This is a genomic window from Patiriisocius hiemis (genome assembly GCF_031846325.1).
In the GTDB taxonomy this organism is placed as follows: domain Bacteria; phylum Bacteroidota; class Bacteroidia; order Flavobacteriales; family Flavobacteriaceae; genus Patiriisocius_A; species Patiriisocius_A hiemis.
This window is the reverse complement of the sequence record NZ_JAVRHZ010000007.1, coordinates 157,901-177,294: the sequence shown is the minus strand read 5'-3', so window position 1 is coordinate 177,294 and position 19,394 is coordinate 157,901. Positions and strand designations below refer to the sequence as shown.

15 protein-coding genes are annotated in these 19,394 nt (G+C 33.6%); 9 read left to right on the top strand and 6 right to left on the bottom strand.

The features are described from left to right. Nucleotides 1-411 precede the first annotated feature (411 nt). Nucleotides 412-1,113, bottom strand: a complete 702-nt coding sequence (locus RM538_RS11680) for a DUF4294 domain-containing protein (protein ID WP_311333621.1) — start codon at nucleotides 1,111-1,113, stop codon at nucleotides 412-414. Between the two features lie 105 nt (nucleotides 1,114-1,218). On the opposite strand from RM538_RS11680, the gene RM538_RS11675 reads away from it, so the two are divergent. From RM538_RS11675 to RM538_RS11665, 3 genes are all read left to right on the top strand, one after another. Further along, nucleotides 1,219-2,304 (top strand): M42 family metallopeptidase, encoded by a 1,086-nt coding sequence (locus tag RM538_RS11675; protein WP_311333620.1) that lies wholly within the window; start codon nucleotides 1,219-1,221, stop codon nucleotides 2,302-2,304. Between the two features lie 72 nt (nucleotides 2,305-2,376). Continuing rightward, nucleotides 2,377-3,798 carry an MBOAT family O-acyltransferase gene (locus tag RM538_RS11670; protein WP_311333619.1) on the top strand — a complete coding sequence of 474 codons (1,422 nt, stop codon included), beginning with the start codon at nucleotides 2,377-2,379 and terminating at the stop codon, nucleotides 3,796-3,798. A 1-nt stretch (nucleotide 3,799) separates the two neighbouring features. Next, complete coding sequence (locus RM538_RS11665) at nucleotides 3,800-4,732, top strand: hypothetical protein (RefSeq protein ID WP_311333618.1); 933 nt, start codon at nucleotides 3,800-3,802, stop codon at nucleotides 4,730-4,732. On the opposite strand, the gene RM538_RS11660 is transcribed toward RM538_RS11665, so the two are convergent. After that, nucleotides 4,725-6,104 (bottom strand): alanine/glycine:cation symporter family protein, encoded by a 1,380-nt coding sequence (locus tag RM538_RS11660; protein ID WP_432279810.1) that lies wholly within the window; start codon nucleotides 6,102-6,104, stop codon nucleotides 4,725-4,727. The two genes, RM538_RS11665 and RM538_RS11660, sit on opposite strands and share 8 nt — an antisense overlap. Nucleotides 6,105-6,180: 76 nt before the next feature. Here RM538_RS11660 and RM538_RS11655 point away from each other — a divergent pair, with 76 nt between their 5' ends. Next, entirely contained in the window at nucleotides 6,181-7,446 is a 1,266-nt protein-coding gene (locus RM538_RS11655) for an acyloxyacyl hydrolase (protein ID WP_311333617.1), read from the top strand. 51 nt (nucleotides 7,447-7,497) lie between these two features. Here the strand turns inward: RM538_RS11655 and RM538_RS11650 are convergent, their stop codons facing one another. The 3 genes from RM538_RS11650 to RM538_RS11640 all read right to left on the bottom strand — a co-directional run bounded on the left by RM538_RS11650 (nucleotide 7,498) and on the right by RM538_RS11640 (nucleotide 13,939). Then, complete coding sequence (locus RM538_RS11650; protein WP_311333616.1) at nucleotides 7,498-11,904, bottom strand: beta strand repeat-containing protein; 4,407 nt, start codon at nucleotides 11,902-11,904, stop codon at nucleotides 7,498-7,500. 129 nt (nucleotides 11,905-12,033) lie between these two features. Further along, on the bottom strand, nucleotides 12,034-12,981 hold the full coding sequence (locus tag RM538_RS11645) for a phosphoribosylaminoimidazolesuccinocarboxamide synthase (RefSeq protein WP_311333615.1): 948 nt from the start codon (nucleotides 12,979-12,981) through the stop codon (nucleotides 12,034-12,036). 4 nt (nucleotides 12,982-12,985) lie between these two features. Next, nucleotides 12,986-13,939 carry a PhoH family protein gene (locus tag RM538_RS11640; RefSeq protein WP_311333622.1) on the bottom strand — a complete coding sequence of 318 codons (954 nt, stop codon included), beginning with the start codon at nucleotides 13,937-13,939 and terminating at the stop codon, nucleotides 12,986-12,988. Nucleotides 13,940-14,115: 176 nt separating this feature from the next. Here RM538_RS11640 and RM538_RS11635 point away from each other — a divergent pair, with 176 nt between their 5' ends. The 5 genes from RM538_RS11635 (at nucleotide 14,116) to dnaN (ending at nucleotide 18,887) form a co-directional block, all read left to right on the top strand. Next, nucleotides 14,116-14,949 (top strand): SAM hydrolase/SAM-dependent halogenase family protein, encoded by an 834-nt coding sequence (locus RM538_RS11635; protein WP_311333614.1) that lies wholly within the window; start codon nucleotides 14,116-14,118, stop codon nucleotides 14,947-14,949. Between the two features lie 16 nt (nucleotides 14,950-14,965). Beyond that, nucleotides 14,966-15,262, top strand: coding sequence for a putative quinol monooxygenase (locus tag RM538_RS11630; protein ID WP_311333613.1), 297 nt, complete (start codon nucleotides 14,966-14,968; stop codon nucleotides 15,260-15,262). Between the two features lies 1 nt (nucleotide 15,263). Then, entirely contained in the window at nucleotides 15,264-15,980 is a 717-nt protein-coding gene (gene gldF, locus RM538_RS11625; RefSeq protein WP_311333612.1) for a gliding motility-associated ABC transporter permease subunit GldF, read from the top strand. Then, entirely contained in the window at nucleotides 15,977-17,665 is a 1,689-nt protein-coding gene (gene gldG / locus RM538_RS11620) for a gliding motility-associated ABC transporter substrate-binding protein GldG (protein WP_311333611.1), read from the top strand. Before gldF ends, gldG begins: the two co-directional genes overlap by 4 nt. Before the next feature lie 103 nt (nucleotides 17,666-17,768). After that, nucleotides 17,769-18,887, top strand: coding sequence for a DNA polymerase III subunit beta (dnaN, locus tag RM538_RS11615; protein ID WP_311333610.1), 1,119 nt, complete (start codon nucleotides 17,769-17,771; stop codon nucleotides 18,885-18,887). Between the two features lie 74 nt (nucleotides 18,888-18,961). Here the strand turns inward: dnaN and RM538_RS11610 are convergent, their stop codons facing one another. Further along, nucleotides 18,962-19,321 (bottom strand): DUF4870 domain-containing protein, encoded by a 360-nt coding sequence (locus RM538_RS11610; RefSeq protein ID WP_311333609.1) that lies wholly within the window; start codon nucleotides 19,319-19,321, stop codon nucleotides 18,962-18,964. Nucleotides 19,322-19,394: the final 73 nt, after the last annotated feature.

Here is a 19,394-nt window from a genome sequence, read left to right as displayed (position 1 = left end):
AAAAATTTACATCTAATACAATGCAAATTTTATTTTGTAGTGATAACGGAATTGAACCGTTTTTTTATTACCAAATCACTTTTTTAAAAGACCGTAGCTGTTTTGCTAAGCGGGTGCAAATATACAATCATTTAATTCACTTCACCAAAACATTTTTAAAAAAAATTACACCTTTTTTTTTGATTTCTTTTAAGACCTTGAAAATGCTACAATTACACTTTAAAAAAAATGCATGAGCAGATTGAAGGGGTATCATTTTTTGATACAAAAACAAAAAATAAATAGCTAAAAGTGCATTCACGCAGCTTTAAAAAAGCGAAGTAAAACACCTAAGGCAATTAAAAATAATCTTAAAAAATAAAAGAGCAGACAACTAAAGTAATTGTTTTGAAATAGTTACGCAAACAAAAACTATTTTTTTTCTTTACTTTTCTGGTTCCACTTACTAGTGAGTTCTAAATAATCAATATTAAAAGCTGGTTTTTGGCGTTCGAGTATGTTGGATTGAAATGAGCGTTCTAAAATATCTTCTATTAAATAGTCTTCTTTTACGGTAAATGGCTTGTATTCTTCTTTAATTGAAATATCAAACATATTTGCTGTTGTATTATACCAAAAAGCTCTCCAACCTGTACGGAGTTCTTTTACTAAAGCAAATGCGGTTCTTCCTGTTTGACGGTGAATGAGTTTAACAAGTATTTGTCCTTCTGTTCTTGTTAGTTTTTTAAGCTTTTCCGAAAACTCTTCCTCTATATATTTTTGAATTCTTTTGGTGTAACGTCTTTTATCTCTCTTATTATCTATAGACTTAAGGCGTTCCGTCATTGTTGTTAATCTCTCTGCTGCTAGCTTTGCGTATGGATAGACTTTACGAGTTTTACGCCTTAGTATTAAATATCTACGGCGATCTTCTTTTGAGTTAAATTCTAGTTTACTGAGTAATATAACTTCTTCAAGACCAATAAACTCTCTGGGAATTGTGTCACCTTTAACTATATAGTAAAAGGTTTGTGTACTGTCTTGCTTTTCTTGATAATTCTCTGGGTATTGTCCAAAGCAATTAAAAGTAAAAGCAATAGAAATAAGTATATATATGTAAAAAAGTTTATTCATCAATAATTTTTAAAATATAAACTAAAATCGTTCCAAAATTAAATAAATACCTATAGCTTGTTACTAATAAATTGCTAATTTTGAGCAAATTTCAAAAAATACATCATGGCAAAATCTATCCTAACAAAAGATTCTATAAAATTTTTAACAAACTATTTAAACAATGCTGCTCCAACTGGATATGAATGGGATGGGCAAAAAATATGGATGGATTACTTGAAGCCTTATGTTGATGATTTTATAACAGATACTTATGGTACCGCTGTTGGTGTTATAAATCCTAAAGCGAAATACAAAGTAGTTATTGAGGGTCATGCCGATGAAATTTCTTGGTACGTTAATTATATTAGTGATAATGGTTTGCTTTATGTTGTAAGAAATGGAGGCAGTGATCACCAGATTGCACCATCAAAAATTGTGAATATTCACACAAAAAAGGGAATAAAAAAAGGGGTTTTTGGATGGCCTGCTATCCATACTAGAAATAAATCTAAAGAAGAGCCTCCTAAACCTAATAATATTTTTATTGACGTAGGAGCAAAAGATAAAAAAGAAGTTGAGGAAATGGGAATTCATATAGGATGTGTTATCACTTATCCAGATGAGTTTCATATCCTAAATAATGATAAGTTTGTTTGTAGAGCCTTAGACAACAGAATGGGTGGTTTTATGATTGCTGAAGTTGCTAGACTTTTACATGAGAATAAAAAAGAATTACCATTTGGGCTTTATATTACAAACTCTGTACAAGAAGAAATTGGATTACGAGGTGCACAGATGATTGCTGAAAGAATTCAACCTAATGTAGCAATTGTAACGGATGTAACGCATGACACCACGACTCCTATGATTGACCAGAAAAAACAAGGTCAAGCAGAAATTGGCGCTGGTCCTGTTGTTGCCTACGCTCCTGCTGTACAACAAAAGTTAAGAGATTTAATTACTGATACTGCTGAAGCTAAAAAAATTCCTTTTCAGAGAGCTGCACTCTCTAGAGCAACTGGTACTGATACTGATGCATTTGCCTATAGCAATAGTGGAGTTGCTAGTGCATTAATATCTCTTCCATTGCGTTATATGCATACAACAGTAGAAATGGTTCATAGAGATGATGTTGAAAATGTTATAAAATTAATATATGAGTCTCTTTTAAAAATTAAGGATGGGGAAACTTTCAGCTATTTTAAATAGAATTACTGGCAGTTAACCCATTAAAAGCTATTATATTGTAGGCTTATATTTACACCCTAATATCCCCAATTAGTGTTATTTAATTCTATAGAATTTGGTATTTTTCTAGTAATAGTCTACGCTTTATATTGGTCTGTAGGAGTTAAAAGAAGAGTATTTCAAAATTTTTTATTACTTCTAGCTTCATACGTTTTTTACGGACTATGGGATTGGAGGTTTCTAGGGCTTCTTGTAGCTAGTTCATTACTTGACTTTTCTATTGGGATTTTACTTTCAAAAAGTAAAACGCAAAACCGAAAAAGATGGCTGCTAGCAACTAGTGTTTTCTGGAACATTGGTGTACTAATTACTTTTAAGTATTTCAATTTTTTTATAGAAGAGTTTAAGTTTTTAATTGGAAGTTCTTCTGAAATAAGTATTTGGAATGTTATTGTTCCTGTAGGGCTAAGTTTTTATACGTTTCAAACACTAAGTTATTCTATTGATATTTATAGAGGAAGAATACAGCCAACAAAGAACATTTTAAATTTTTTGTGCTTTGTTAGTTTTTTTCCTCAGCTAGTAGCAGGTCCTATAGAAAGAGCTAAAAAGTTATTGCCACAATTTGAAAAAACTAGAAGCTTTAATTTACAATCTTCTAAAGAAGGTCTTAGACAAATTCTATGGGGGTTGTTTAAGAAGATTCTAGTTGCAGACAAACTTGGAGTTGGTGTTAGTTTAGTTTTTGATAATCCTGAGAGCTACGGGACAGTAATGTTACTTTATGGATCATTATTATTTTTCTTTCAGATTTATTGTGATTTCTCTGGCTATACAGACATAGCTATAGGTACAGCAAAACTTTTTGGTTTTAAGCTAAGTAGAAATTTTAATATTCCATATTTATCTACAAGTATTACTGAGTTCTGGCAAAGATGGCATATTACATTAACTAATTGGTTTACAGATTACGTTTACCTACCCTTTATTAAAAAATTCAGAAAAAAAACAAGATTTGCTTATTCCTTAGGGTTAATGCTAACAATGAGTCTGGTTGGGGTTTGGCATGGTGCAAACTATACTTTTTTAGCTTTTGGAGTTTTAAACGGATTAATATTACTTTCAGAAAGAATTATAAAGTTTAAAAATGGTGATACACTTCAGAAAAAATTATATAAAATCCCTAGAACTTTATCTCTATTATATTTTCTTTTTATTGCCGCGATGGTTTCTTTGGTTTTTCGGGCTCAAAACATTGGTGATGTTTATACTATAGTATCAAGAATATTTAGCTTTACTGAAGATAATAATCTAAGTATTCTAATTGGTTTAAAAATTGTCTTCCTTTTTGTATTAATAATTGCTGAAGTTTATACCAAGCAAAAACAATTTCCTCTTGAAAAATTAGAAGAAAAATTGTCGAGACCACTAAGGTGGGGAGTTTACTACTTAATTATATTACTAATTATAAGGTTCAATACAGTTGAGGAGCCCTTTATTTACTTCCAATTTTAAAATGCAGAAAAGACTACTAAAATATCTATTAATATTCTTCATCCCATTACTTTTATTGATGGTGTTTGCTGAAGTTTTGGCCACTAAAACCCAAAATAAGCATAAGATTAATAGCGAGTTGCTTTCTAGGAAGCAAAATGAAATTAAGACAATAGTATTAGGATCCTCACAATTAACTAACGGAATTAATCCTATTTATCTAGACGATCTTTCAATAAATCTTTCATCACCAGGACAACATCACGACTCAGACTTTAATATTCTAAAAAAAGTTATACAAAAGCTACCTAATTTAGCAACAGTTGTACTTGAGGTTTCTTATGCTCACTTTGAAGTGCCACATAACGGACCAAATTTTTGGAAAAATAATATTTATCTTAAATATTATAAGGTAAACAACTTTAATAGAAAGACTTACCCAACAGACTCATTGTTATTTATTTCTAATACTGCTTTATATTATTTTGAAATAAAGGACTACTATTTAAATAAAAGTAAGGGCTATAATGAGTATGCGTTTGATACTTTAAATTACTCAGGTACTTTTAAAGATCTTAATTACAACATTCAAAAGATTAAAGACCTTAAAGTTAATGCGCTAAGAAACAAGCAAGACAAAATAACTTTCAAGAAAAACACTCTATTTTTTGAAAAGATTATACAATTTTTAAAAAGTCAAAATCTTTCAATAATACTAGTAAAACCACCTACATACAAAACCTACTTAGCTAAAAGGAATAAACATATCGTTCAAAGACGGGATAGTTTCTTAAACACCATTACAAGTAAATATCCAAAAATTAATGTACTTGATTCAGAAAAAGATACCTTGCTTTTTACAGCTGGTGATTATAGAAATCACAATCACCTCAACCCAGCTGGAGCGAAGAAATTAACTACTCTGCTACAAAAAGTATTAGACAGTATTAATTAACTTTTTTTAAGCTTGAAAAATATTCTCTTGCCTTTTTAACTACTCTTGGCGCTAAAATTATTGTGCTAATCATTGTTGGTATTGCCATTAAGGCAAAGAATGTATCAATTAAATTAATCATCATACTCAAGGAAGTCGTGGCTCCAATTATAATACTAACTATATAGATATAATTATATTTCTCTTTATGTTTTGCACCAAATAAGAAAGACATACATTTTGTTCCATAATAAGAATATGAAAATAGGGAAGATATACTAAATACAGCGACACATAACATTAATGCGTATTTCCCAATTGCTGGAACTCCTTCCTCAAAAGCATTGGCAGTCAAGCTTACTCCATTAGCCTCTGTAGATTGCCAAACTCCAGTTGCCAGTATTGCCAATGCAGTAAGTGTACACACTATAAGGGTATCTATTGCTGGTCCTAACATAGCTACTAGTCCTTCACGTATAGGCTCTTTTGTTTTTGCAGCTCCATGAGCCATAGGTGCAGTACCAATACCTGCCTCGTTAGAAAAAGCTCCCCTCTTTATTCCTAATAGAATAAGTCCTCCTACTACTCCACCTAAAAAGGAGTCTCCTTTATAAAAAGAAGCAGAGAAAGCATCGGTAAATATCATTGAAAAGTACTTAGGTACATTTTCAAAATTTGTCGCTAAGATTAATAATACCATGACAAAGTAGAGTACTACCATAGCAGGAACGAGTTTTGAAGCCGTCTTACTAATTCGTGATAACCCGCCTAATATTACTACGGAAGTAATACCTACTAAAATGAAACCCACAATTAAATTACTAGTAAAGCTAATAGTAACTCCAGAGGGCACCAGTATAATATCATTAAACGCCTGTGTTAATTGGTTCACATTAAAGACTGGCAATGCACCAACGAGGCCACAAATACTAAAAAATACTGCAAGAGGCTTCCAATGTTTTCCAAGCCCTTCGGTAATAAAATACATAGGGCCACCTTGTAACTGTCCATTAGAATCTTTTCCTCTGTACATTACTGAAAGTGAAGCTGTAAAAAACTTTGTAGACATACCAATTACAGCACTAACCCACATCCAGAAAACAGCCCCAGGACCTCCAATAGTTATTGCAACTGCAACACCGGATATATTACCCATACCTACCGTAGCAGACAAAGCTGTAGTAAGAGCTTGAAAATGAGTTATTTCTCCATCATCGTTAGGGTTGTCATACTTTCCTCTTAACACATTTATAGCATGTCCAATATAAAGAAAAGGTAAAAAACGCACTCTTATCAATAGATAAAGCCCCCCTCCTATTAGTAATATTAATAGTGGTAATCCCCAGGCCAATGAGGACATTTCTGAAATAAACCTATCTATATTTTCCAGCATATTATAAAACAAATATAGCCTCAAGGTACTTCTAAATTTTTAAAATCAACAGATAAATTGTTTCTTGCGTCTTGAAATGAAAAAACTACTAACCACTTTTATATTTCTTACTGGTTTAATTTCTTTTTCTCAAACTGAAGAAAAAAAAACTAATAGCAACCTCATTCTTACTCCAGAATTAATGGTAGGTATTTCTGCTGAAGCAAATGAAAATTTTCCAGAAAGAAATCCACAATTGCAAACTATTTTAAACCTAGGTTGGGATAATAAAAATAACAATCAAGAATGGGCCAAGCAATTGAAAAAGCCAAGAACAGGGCTAAGCTTAGGCTATACTAATTTTGGCAATAATGATAGCCTAGGTAGTGCGATTACAGTTATGCCGTTTATTGAGTTCAACGCTTTTAAAAAAGAAAACCTAAAATTATTGGTAGGTACTGGAGGCTCTTATTTTACAAAAAAACTTAATCCAGAAACAAACCCTAACAACAAAGCCATCACAACAGATATTGTATGGTCATTTAGGCTTTTCATGTATTATAATTTTCTAAAAACTAAAACCATAGATTGGAGAATTGGAGCTGGATATTTTCATCATTCTAATGGACATACAAGATTACCCAATCAAGGATTAAACTCCTTTTTAGTTAGCCTTTCTGCTGACATAAAAAGAAACAAAAGCCTTAGAGAACCTATAGAGACTAATAATAATGATACTAAAACTGCATATAATTACTTTGGCATTAGAACAGGTTTTGGTATTAACGTCTTGGGAAAACCAAATCCATTTAACGAACAAAAAGGAGTATATACACTAACCCTTAACTATGGTAAAGTTTATAACAAAACATATAAAATTGGTGGAGGGTTTTATTATAGATATTATCAACATTATTATGATTATATAAAAAATAATGAATCTTTAGTGCAGGATGGTAGAGAGTTTAATCATTTAAGAGATACCCCTTTTTGGAATGCAAGTGCTTTTGGAGTTTTTGTAAATGGTGAAATTTTATTAAACCACGTAGGTATCGATTTACAGTTAGCATTCAACATACATAAACCCGCTTATAAAATAGATTGGCGTATAAATCAAGGATGGGAGTTTGTTCCACGAGAAATACCCGAAGACAGCAATATTGTACTTGGAGAATTTGATACTAAGTATAAATTAAAGCAGTACATTTCTGCCAGAATGGGCTTAAAGTATTACTTAATAGGAACTAATAAAGTACCAAAGCATAATATCTACCTAGGAATGCATATAAACTCCAACCTTGGTCAAGCAGATTTTACTGAGGCAAGTCTTGGATATGTTTACTCCTTTAATAAACAGAAATAAAAAGGGTTGCCAATTGGCAACCCTTTAAAATGAATTAGTGTTTGGTTCTATTTATTTAGAAATTATCAACTTGTGTGATGATGTTGCACCTTCAGAAATTATGTTAACTACATAAATTCCATTTGCTAAATCATTAAAATCAACTTGATTTCTTCCTACAGTACTAGTAAAGCTTTCAACCACTTTACCAGAACCTATTTCTATAACAGTAACATCTATTGAAGTTCCAAACGTATCAGGAATATCTATAGTTGTTGCTCCTCTTGATGGATTTGGATAAATTAAGATACCACTTCCATTTTCAGTAATGTCATCAATCCCTAATACAGAGTCTGACTCGAATGCTCCAATATCTCTAACTCCAACAATTGTTTGACCTATTTGATCAGTAAACGTATCAGCTGGATCACCAGCATCTATAGCTAGAGAACCTTCTAATAAGGCATGCGTAAGAGTTGTTCCTCCGTTATCTTGTAATGGTCCTACCATAGGGTCTACTTCTTCAATATCATTAGCAACCTCTGGGAAAGCATTTGTATCATCTGTACCAATTAAATTGTAATTAGATGAAGTAAATGTTCCAGCCACATCAGCACCATTAACAGTTGCAGTATTTAATGCTACAATAGAGTTTTTAAGTTCTGTTGTTGTTCCGCTAAAGATACCACCTCCTGATGCATCTGCAGTATTTGATGCAATAGTAGAAGCATTTACAGAAGTACTAGTTCCAATATTCGCAATTCCACCTCCACCACCAGCAGAAGTATTACCAGATATAGTAGAAACAGTAATTGTAGTTTCACCACCTGCTCCATTATGAATTCCTCCACCATTACTTCCAGCACCGTCTGATGCATTATTAGAAATAGTAGATGTAGCAACATTTAAGATTCCTCCATTATTAAAGATACCTGCTCCACCATCATCTGCAGCTGTTCCAAATGAACTATTTGCGTCTATTGTAGATAAGCTCACATTCATTGTAGTTCCACTTTGATTCCATAATCCACCACCTTCTCTAGCAGCTTCATTACCTGATATAGTTGAGCTAATAATTTCAATTAATCCACTCATTCCGGTAACATGTAGTCCTCCTCCATTTCCAGGAGCGGCAGCACCCGCTGTTCCGTTTACATCATTATTTATCATTTCAGAATCTGTAAATGTCATATTACCGTCAATAATTTCAATTGCACCTCCTGCTCTATTGGCAGCATTTGAGTCAAAAGAAGTTGTTGTAATTGTAACATCTCCTGCAGTACTTAATAATCCACCTCCTGAACCAGAAGTTCCATCAGCTATATTATTTTCAATTGTAGCATCTACAATGTTTAATGTACCTCCATTATTAAATACACCTCCACCACCATTATCTGCGGCAGCTCCATTTGCTGTATTTGCACTAACTAAAGTACCATCTATTGTCATAACACCAGATCCATTCCATAAACCTCCTCCTTCAGAAGCAGCTGTGTTACTAAAAAATGAACCATTTGTTATCGTAGAATCACCTGGTCCTGTAATATGCAAACCACCACCATTTCCAGGTGCAGCTCCAGTTTCATTTCCAGTCATAGTTACATTTGTAAGTGTCAACATATTTCCAGCCATTGAGTTATCTTCAATACCTCCACCTGCTCTAATTGACGTATTACCATTAAATATAGTTCCAGTAACAGTTAACACTCCCATATCGTTTAATATTCCACCTCCAGAACCAGAAGCTCCATCGGCTATATTGTTTGATATAGTTGCATTGCTAACAGTAAGTGTCCCACCAGCATTAAATATACCTCCACCACCTTCGTTAGCAGCAGCTCCACTTGCTGTATTGCCGTCTATAGTAGTGTCACTAACAGTCATAGTTCCACTTCCGTTCCAAAGGCCTCCTCCTTCAAGAGAAGCTGTGTTACCAGATACGATACCTCCAATAATTGTACTATTATCAGCACCTGTAATATGTAACCCTCCACCATTTCCTGGCGCAGAAGCTGTACTGTTATTAAGTAAGTCTACATTAGTAAGTGTTGTAGTACCTCCATTTGAGGCCACTTCAATACCACCACCAGCTCTTATTGATGTATTTCCAGAAATCTCAGTATCTGTAACTGAAAGTGATCCACTATCATTTAATATTCCACCTCCAGAACCAGCAGCTCCATCAGCATTATTATTGGTTATTGTAGCATTAACAACATTTAATGTGCCTCCGTTATTAAAAATACCTCCACCACCTTCGTTAGCAGCAGCTCCACTAGCAGTATTTCCATCTACAGTTGTTCCATCCATTGTCATAACTCCAGATCCATTCCAGTATGCTCCACCTTCTAGAGAAGCTGTGTTTCCAGAAGCAGTTCCTCCTATTATCATAGAATCGCCAGGACCTGTAATATGCAATCCTCCTCCATTTCCAGGAGCAGAAGCTGTATTATTATTTGTAAAGTCTACATTTGTCAACATCAATGTATTACCAGCAACAGAATTATCCTCAATTCCACCTCCAGCTCTTACTGAAGAATTTCCAGATAAAGTAGTTTCAGAAACACTAAGTATTCCAGAGTCATTTAAAATTCCACCTCCAGAACCTGCTGCTCCATCAGCTACGTTGTTGGATATCGTTGCATTGGTAACGGTCATTGTACCACCATTATTAAATAGTCCACCACCACCTTCGTTGGCAGCAGCTCCGTTTGCAACATTAGCGTCAATAATAGTACCATCTATTTCCATTGTACCGGCATTATTCCATAATCCACCACCTTCTAAGGCTGCTAAGTTACCAGATACTGTACCACCTGTAATAGTTGCACTCGTAGTTCCTGATAAATGTACAGCACCACCATTTCCAGGGTTTGCCATTGTTCCCAACCCTATATCAACACCAGCAGAATTTCCTGTCATAGTAACTCCGTCAAGAATAAGTGTATTTCCAGAACTGTCTTCTATCGCTCCACCAGCTCTACTTGCATAGTTACCTGAGATAGTTGCGCCAGTAGCTAAAGTTAAAGTTCCTCCTGTATTATTAAAGATAGCACCACCTCTACCCCCTGGAGTAGCACCCATTGCGATATTTGCAGAAAGCATTGTTGTAGCATCTACATTAAGAGTACCGCCATTATTAAATAATGCGCCACCACCAGTATTAGGTCCAATAGCAGTATTGTTTGTGAATGTAGTTCCTGTTACATTCATAACACCACTTCCATTCCATAGTCCACCACCTTCATTTGCAATATTGTTAACTACAGAACCACCTATAAAGTTTGTATCTCCGGGACCAGAAATATGATACCCTCCACCATTTCCTGGGGCAGCTGTTCCTATTGTGTTTCCGTCTAAAGTTACATTAGCAAAATCGTATGTTTCACCAGCAGCAGAATTTACTTCAATTCCTCCACCAGCTCTATTTGCCGTATTGTTAGCTATTGTAATTCCGTCTATTGATAAAGTACCTGGTGTTAAAGAAAATATTCCACCACCAGAGCCTGATGCTCCAGATGCTGTATTATTTGTAATTGTAGGATTTCCAGTAATTACTAAATCACCTCCATTATTAAATATACCTCCTCCACCATCATCTGCAGCTGGTCCTTGTGCATCGTTGTTATCGATAGTACCATCTGTGATAGTCATTATACCACTTCCATTCCATAAAGCCCCACCTTCTCTAGCAGCTACATTATTAGTAAATGTTGCTCCAGTAATGTTTGAGTCTGCAGGACCTGTAATGTGCAATGCTCCACCGTTTCCTGGTGATGTGCCAGTTGAATTAGCATCGTAAACACCATTAGTAATTGTAATTGTATCTGGCGAATTTACTTCAATTGCTCCTCCAGCTCTTGCAGAAGAATTATTGGTAAAGTTTCCATCGGTTACTGAAAGTGTTCCAGCTGTAGCTTGCAAAATTGCTCCACCACTTCCTCCGTTGGGATTTGTTGCACTGTTAGAGTCAAAATCTGTTGCACTTATTACAAGACTAGTAGATTCTGAATATATAGCTCCACCACCTGCTGTTCCAAGTGTTGAATTTCCTAAAAATTCTGAAGTTGAAATTGATAGAGTCCCAGCACTAATTGCAGCTATTGCTCCTCCGTTTAGGTCACTTGAAGCATTTTGGAATGTAATACCTGTAATAGCATGGGTAGAACCACCACTAAATAAAAATAAACGTGATATACCATTTGTATTTCCGTTTATTATTGTTTGACCTACTCCAGTTCCTGTTATTGTGATATCGTCTGTAACTTCAATTACTCCAGTTGTAAGGTCTATTGTAAAATTACCTGTAAATGTTACAGTATTCGGCCCAATAGCCGTATTAGCATCTAGTACTGCTTGACGTAGAGAACCAGCACCATTATCATTTGCGTTTGTTACTGAAAACTGTCCATAAGACGCTACAGCAGCAAAAAGAATTGAAATCGAAAGAAAAAGATTTCGGGTAAAAGTTTTTTTCATAGTATGTATTTAGGTTAAATAAATGTATGCAACACGCATACAACAACACATACGAAGCGTAGGAAAATTCAGTTTGTTAAAAAAGTCACAAACTTCAACAAATAAACTTAATAAATTGTTAAAGCAATTTTAAGTTAAAAATGAAAGTACATTATCCTCTATTCTTTTATGAATATTTGATATGTCTTCTTTTATGAAAGTTTCTCCAGTAATATTTTCAAAAAGTTCTATATACCTTTCAGAAACAGTAGCAATATAATCATCTGACATTTTAGGAACCGTTTGTCCTTCTAATCCTTGAAAGTTATTCGCTATTAGCCATTGACGAACAAACTCTTTAGAAAGTTGCTTCTGAGGTTCTCCTTTATCTTGACGTTCTTGATACCCTTCAGAGTAAAAATAGCGCGAAGAGTCTGGCGTGTGGATTTCATCTATTAGTACAATTTTTCCATCTTTGGTTTTACCAAATTCATATTTTGTATCTACTAAAATTAAACCTTGTTTGGCTGCTAATTCTGTCCCTCTTTGAAATAATTTATAAGTATATTCTTCAAGTAGTTTATAATCTTCTTCAGAAACGATATTACGATTTAAAATATCTTCCTTAGAAATATCTTCGTCATGATCGCCCTTTTCAGCTTTTGTAGCAGGAGTTATAATTGATGTTGGAAATTTATCATTCTCTTTCATTCCATCGGGCATAGCAACACCACATAATATTCTCTTTCCTGCTTTATACTCTCTTGCTGCGTGACCGCTTAAATAACCACGAATTACCATCTCTATTTTAAAAGGCTCACAGGCCTCTCCTACAGCAACATTTGGGTCTGGAGTAGCTTGTAACCAATTAGGGACAATGTCCTGAGTAGCCTTCATCATTTTTGTTGCTATCTGGTTTAATATTTGCCCTTTATAAGGTATTCCTCTAGGCATTACAACATCAAAAGCGCTTAATCTATCGGTTGCAACCATTACAAGTAAATCATTCTCCAGCGTATACACTTCTCTTACCTTACCACGATACACACTTTTTTGACCTGGAAAATTAAAGTTTGTTTCAGTTATTGTATTACTCATACTATTAGTCTCTATTTTCTATTGCTTTATAGGCTGCTATTACTTTTTTAACAAGTCTATGACGTATTACATCTTTATCGTCTAGGTATATCATACCTACTCCTTCTACATCTTTAAGAACTAAAAGTGCCTCTTTTAATCCTGAAATTACACGACGTGGTAAATCTATTTGACCTGGATCACCAGTAATCATAAACTTTGCATTTTTTCCCATACGTGTTAAAAACATTTTCATTTGGGCATGAGTTGTATTTTGTGCTTCATCAAGAATCACAAAGGCATTATCTAACGTTCTACCACGCATAAATGCAAGCGGTGCAATTTCAATAATTCCTTTTTCTAGATGGGATTCCAATTTTTCTGGAGCAATCATGTCCCGTAAAGCATCGTACAAAGGCATCATGTAGGGGTCTAACTTTTCCTTTAAATCACCAGGCAAAAATCCAAGATTTTCTCCTGCTTCTACAGCAGGCCTAGTTAATATAATTCTTTTTACTTGTTTTTCTTTTAATGCTTTTACAGCCAAAGCAACCCCAGTATATGTTTTTCCAGTTCCAGCAGGTCCTATGGCAAAAACCAAATCATTTTTACGCATCCTCTCAACTAGTTTACGTTGGTTTGCTGTTTGCGCTTTTACTTTTTTACCATTAACTCCATGAACTAAAATCTCATTACTACTCGCAGGTGTTTCATAGTCCTCTTTGCTGTGACTTTGCAGTACACGCTCTATAGCGTTTTCATCTAGTTTATTATACTTTGCAAAATGCTCTAGTAACATGGTAAGTTTAGTATCAAACTCTTCAAGAATTTCTTCGTCACCATAGGCTTTAATTTTACTACCTCTGGCAACTATTTTTAACTTTGGAAAGTATTTTTTTAAAAGATCAATATTTGCATTTTGAAGCCCAAAAAAATCTCTAGGGCTAATTTCTGTAAGTTCGATTATGATTTCGTTCAAAAGCGGAGTATTTATAAGGTTTATACCTCGAGACATATTACTTTAGTTATCCTCTTAGTTATTCTAAAAGGTTGAAATAGGTATAAATCCCGATTATAGAGTAAATATAGTTTTTACTAATACAAAAGTACCTTATTTTTGCGTTGTAGATTTTAACAAAATATCAACAATTATAAATGCCAATTATAACCCTAACCACAGATTTTGGAGAAAAAGATCATTTTGCTGGTGCAGTTAAAGGGGCAATCTATAATGAACTTGATGAAATTAGAATTGTTGATATTTCTCATTCTGTATCTCCTTTTCATAGTACTGAAGCAGCCTACATTATACAAAATGCCTATAAGAGTTTTCCTAAAGGAACCATACATATCATAGGTATTGATAGTGAGTTAAACCCAGAAAACAAACACATTGCTGTATTACTTGACGGGCATTATTTTGTGTGCGCTAACAATGGAATAATTTCTATGCTCACTAATGAAATTAATCCTGAAAAAATAGTAGAAATAAATATTCATGATCGTGTAGAAACAAACTTTCCCACATTAGATGTGTTTGTAAAAGTTGCCTGCCATATTGCTAGAGGCGGTACTCTTGAAGTTATTGGAAAAGTAATTACTGAAGTAAAAGAGCTTACTGGTCTAAATCCAGTTGTTAATCAACAACAAAACCAGATAATTGGAAATGTAATATATATTGACAACTATGGTAATGTAGTAAGTAATATAACAAAATCAATCTTTGAAACTATTGGTAAGGGAAGGACGTTTAAGATTATGGCTCGTACTGCAAGTTTTACAAAAGTTCATACACATTATAGTGATGCAATTAATTTTGAAATTCCAAAAGGTAAAAGAGAAGAAGACGGAAAAAAGTTAGCTCTCTGGAATGCCTCTAATTATTTAGAACTAGCAATATACAAGAGTAATCCAACTACCGTAGGAAGTGCAGCTTCATTGTTTGGGTTAGAATATAGAGATACCATTTCAGTAAATTTTGAATCTTAAATCTTTCAATAAAAGTATGTTTACACGAATTGTAAAAATGAAGTTTAGTGAAGCCAATATTCCAACATTTGTTGCAAATTTTGAAACTATTAAAGAGAAGATACGTAGTTTTAATGGCTGTGAGTATTTAGAGTTATACCAAGATAAAAATGACCATACAATCTTTTTTACATACAGCCGTTGGAAAGACACACAATCACTAGAAGCGTATAGAAATAGTGAGTTATTTAAAGGTGTTTGGGCTACTACAAAACCAATGTTTACTGAAAAGGCGCAAGCTTGGAGTGTTGACACCTTGCATACATTAGATTAATATGAAAGCCATTATTTACAAAGAAATATCAAGCTTTTTTTCAAGTCCCATTGGCTATTTGGTCATTGGTGTTTTTTTGGTTATGAATGGGCTTTTTCTATGGGTTTTTAATGGTGATTTTAACATTTTTGATGCAGGTTTTGCATCTCTAGATTCTTTTTTTTTACTAGCACCTTGGGTACTACTTTTTTTAGTCCCCGCTGTTACTATGAAATCTTTTAGTGAAGAAAAAAAGATGGGTACTTTGGAGCTTTTGGTAACCAAGCCCATTTCACTACAAAACATTGTGCTTGGAAAATACATTGGCGTTTTGGCACTTATTTTAATAGCAGTCGTTCCTACTTTTTTATATATTATAACTATTTCACGGTTGGGCAATCCGCCAGGTAATTTAGACATTGGTAGTACTATAGGGTCTTATGTAGGGTTGCTATTTTTAATATTGGCTTATACTGCTATAGGTATTTTTGCTTCTACACTATCTAATAACCAAATTGTAGCTTTTATAGTTGCCATACTACTTTGTTTTATTTTTTACTACGCGTTTGATGCTCTTGCAATTCTATTAAACAGCTATGCTATAGCTTCCTTTGGAATGAAAGCCCACTTTGATAGTGTTGCTAGAGGTATTTTAGACACAAGAGATGTTTTATATTTTTTGAGTGTGACTGTTTTTTTCCTTTTTTGCACAGTTTTTAATTTAAAGAAAGAGGTATGAGTTTCAGTAAAAAAAATAGCCTTCAACTCATTCTTGTAGCAGCTGGACTTATTATTTTAAATCTAGCTAGTAACTACATTTATAAACGTTTTGACCTTACGCAAGATAAGCGTTATACACTTTCTGAAGCTTCAAAAGAAATAATTTATGATGCAGATTCACCCATCATTATTGATGTTTTTTTAGAAGGAAATTTTCCGCCAGAATTTCAGAAATTAAAAACTGAAACAAAACAACTACTAGAAGAGTTTAAGAGCCATAATAGCAATATTTCTTTTGAGTTTTTAAATCCATTAGAGGGCGAAGAAAACCCTGAGGCAATTAAATCGCAATTGTTTCAATTAGGTATAAAGCCTGCTCAAGTTGCTGTACAAGAAAACGGAAAAACAACAACAGAGTTAGTATATCCATGGGCACTTGCATATTATAACGAAAAAACAGTAAAAATACCTTTATTGGTTAATCAATTAGGAGCAACTTCTCCAGAACGTGTAAATGCATCAATTCAAAATTTAGAATATGCGTTTACTGATGGTTTCAATAAACTTTTACACCCTAAAGAAAAGAAAATTGCAATCCTGAAAGGAAATGGAGAGCTTGAAGATAGAAATATTGCAGATTTCTTAAAAACCATAGGCGAATACTACCGTATAGCTCCATTTACTTTAGACTCTGTTGCTAAAACACCACAAAGAACAAATACACAACTTAAAGAATATGACTTGGTAGTCGTAGCAAAACCAACAGACGCATTTACAGATAGTGAAAAATATGTGCTAGACCAATATACCATGTCAGGTGGCAAATCATTGTGGTTATTTGAGCAAACAACTACTAAAATAGATAGTATTAATGGAGACACCTATGTTTTTCCAAAAGACTTAAACCTCAATGACTTATTTTTTAAATATGGACTGCGTGTAAATGCTAATCTAGTAAAAGACGTTTATTCAGCTCCAATTACACTTGCAAGTGGAACAGAAAACGAGTCACAGTACAATCAATATCCTTGGTTTTTAAGTCCGTTAACTGCTAGTGGTAGTAATCACCCTATTGTAACCAATATTGAAGCTGTAAAATTTGATAAGGCTAGTGCTATAGATACGCTGCCTAATTCAATAAAGAAAACTATTTTATTATCCACTTCACCATTAAGTAAAAAAGTTGGGTTGCCTTTTCAAATAGACTTTGATAAAGAAATTCCAGAAAATTTGAAAGTTGTAAATGAAGGGCCTAAACCTTCAGAATTTGATGGAGGTGAAATCCCCTTAGCAGTATTGTTAGAAGGAAAATTTGAATCTGTTTTTAAAAATAGAATTAAGCCTTTTAAACTTTCAGTAGATAAAACCGAAAGCGTTGCTACACAAATGATAGTAATTAGTGATGGTGATATTATTAAAAATCAGTTTGACAGAAATAGACCTCTAGAATTAGGCTTCGATAAACTTACTAATACCTTCTACGGAAATAAAGAATTTTTACTTAATTGTATTAATTACCTACTTGATGACGATGGACTTATAAACATTAGAAGTAAAGAAATTTCTATTCCTTTTTTAGACCCACAAAAAACTGCACAAAACCGAAACACTTGGCAAATCCTCAACCTACTACTTCCATTAGGGTTGTTAGCTGTTTTTGGAATTGTATTTCAATACCTCAGAAAAAGAAAATACACTCGCTAACTGTTAATAAGTTTGTTTTAACATACGTCTGTTTTGGGATATCTTTGTTTTATATGCCTTAATTTGGCTGGTTAATAATTCATTTTTTGAAAATATACTGTAGATGAAGTTCATTGTATCAAGTTCATATTTATTAAAACAATTACAGGTGCTTGGTGGAATTATAAACACCAACAACACCCTTCCTATTTTAGATCATTTTTTATTTCAATTAGATGGTAATGCATTAACGGTTTCTGCATCAGATCTAGAAACAACTATTTCGTCTAAATTAGATGTAGAAAGTAATGAAAAAGGAAGTATTTGTATTCCTGCACGTTTGTTATTGGATACCTTAAAAACCTTTCCAGAGCAACCCTTAACCTTTACTGTTGAAGATAATAATACTATTGAGATTAGTAGTAATCACGGTAAGTATGCCTTAGCATACGCATCTGGAGAAGAGTTTCCAAGTGCTGTTGAACTTAAAGACCCAACCACTACCATTGTGCAAGGTGATATTTTAGCAACTGCCATAAGCAAAACTATTTTCGCAAGTGGAAATGACGATTTACGTCCGGTGATGAGTGGTGTGTTTTTTCAATTTTCTTCGGAAAGTTTAACCTTTGTAGCTACAGACGCTCATAAATTAGTAAAATACACAAGAGAGGATGTTACTGCGGGGCAAACTGCTGAATTCATTATGCCAAAAAAGCCTCTAAATCTTTTAAAGGGTATTTTAGCTGGAAGTGAAGAAGACGTAACAATTGAGTATAATGAAAGTAATGCAAAATTTATTTTCGATAATACCGAAATGATTTGCCGCCTTATTGATGGTAAATACCCTAACTATGAAGCTGTAATTCCAAAGGAGAATCCTAATAAATTAAGCATAGACAGAAATCAGTTTTTAAATAGTGTACGCCGTGTAAGTATTTTTAGTAATAAAACTACGCATCAAATACGCTTAAAAATTGCTGGAGCAGAGTTAAACATCTCTGCCGAAGACATTGATTATAGCAACAAAGCAGAAGAACGTCTTACCTGTGACTATCAAGGAGATGACATGCAGATAGGGTTTAACTCTCGTTTTTTAACTGAAATGCTAAACAACCTTACAAGTGATGAAGTTTCGCTAGAAATGAGCCTACCTAATAGAGCAGGAATTTTAACTCCAATAGATGGGCTAGATGAAGGTGAAAAAGTAACTATGCTTGTTATGCCTGTGATGCTAAATAACTAAGCGTAGTTAACTAAGATATAAATTAAAAGCCCAGCAAAATTGCTGGGCTTTTTTATGGTTATATTTATTATTATTTATAAAAAATTAATAGTCATAAAATAAATTGGTTCTTGCTCATCACTTGCTCTAACAGCATTAACGATGGGAAGCACAAAACTTAAAATACCAACGGCAATTAGTGTTAATATTCCTAACCCAAATAAAAAGATTAACGGAATACTAATAATAGCCCAAAGAATCATACTTATCTGGAAGTTAATTATGTCTCTTCCCTGCTTATCCATATTAATAATATCATCTTTTTTACTTAACCAAATAACAAGCGGAACGATAAGTCCTCCAAAACCTGTAATATAAGTGAGTAATTGCGATAAGTGAGTAATTACTAGCAATTGCCTATCTACTCTTTTTGCTGTATGTTGTATTGTTTCCATAGTGTTTATTTTTTAAGCTGCATAATACAGGCGGTTGATTTTTGTTACGGTAACTTGTATAACCTATTAGTAC

Coding starts and splice junctions, on each gene's coding strand:
- RM538_RS11680 (WP_311333621.1), bottom strand. CDS start 1,113: ATGAATAAACTTTTTTACATATATATACTTATTTCTATTGCTTTTACT.
- RM538_RS11675 (WP_311333620.1), top strand. CDS start 1,219: ATGGCAAAATCTATCCTAACAAAAGATTCTATAAAATTTTTAACAAAC.
- RM538_RS11665 (WP_311333618.1), top strand. CDS start 3,800: ATGCAGAAAAGACTACTAAAATATCTATTAATATTCTTCATCCCATTA.
- RM538_RS11660 (WP_432279810.1), bottom strand. CDS start 6,104: ATGCTGGAAAATATAGATAGGTTTATTTCAGAAATGTCCTCATTGGCC.
- RM538_RS11655 (WP_311333617.1), top strand. CDS start 6,181: ATGAAAAAACTACTAACCACTTTTATATTTCTTACTGGTTTAATTTCT.
- RM538_RS11650 (WP_311333616.1), bottom strand. CDS start 11,904: ATGAAAAAAACTTTTACCCGAAATCTTTTTCTTTCGATTTCAATTCTT.
- RM538_RS11645 (WP_311333615.1), bottom strand. CDS start 12,981: ATGAGTAATACAATAACTGAAACAAACTTTAATTTTCCAGGTCAAAAA.
- RM538_RS11635 (WP_311333614.1), top strand. CDS start 14,116: ATGCCAATTATAACCCTAACCACAGATTTTGGAGAAAAAGATCATTTT.
- RM538_RS11630 (WP_311333613.1), top strand. CDS start 14,966: ATGTTTACACGAATTGTAAAAATGAAGTTTAGTGAAGCCAATATTCCA.
- gldF (WP_311333612.1), top strand. CDS start 15,264: ATGAAAGCCATTATTTACAAAGAAATATCAAGCTTTTTTTCAAGTCCC.
- gldG (WP_311333611.1), top strand. CDS start 15,977: ATGAGTTTCAGTAAAAAAAATAGCCTTCAACTCATTCTTGTAGCAGCT.
- dnaN (WP_311333610.1), top strand. CDS start 17,769: ATGAAGTTCATTGTATCAAGTTCATATTTATTAAAACAATTACAGGTG.
- RM538_RS11610 (WP_311333609.1), bottom strand. CDS start 19,321: ATGGAAACAATACAACATACAGCAAAAAGAGTAGATAGGCAATTGCTA.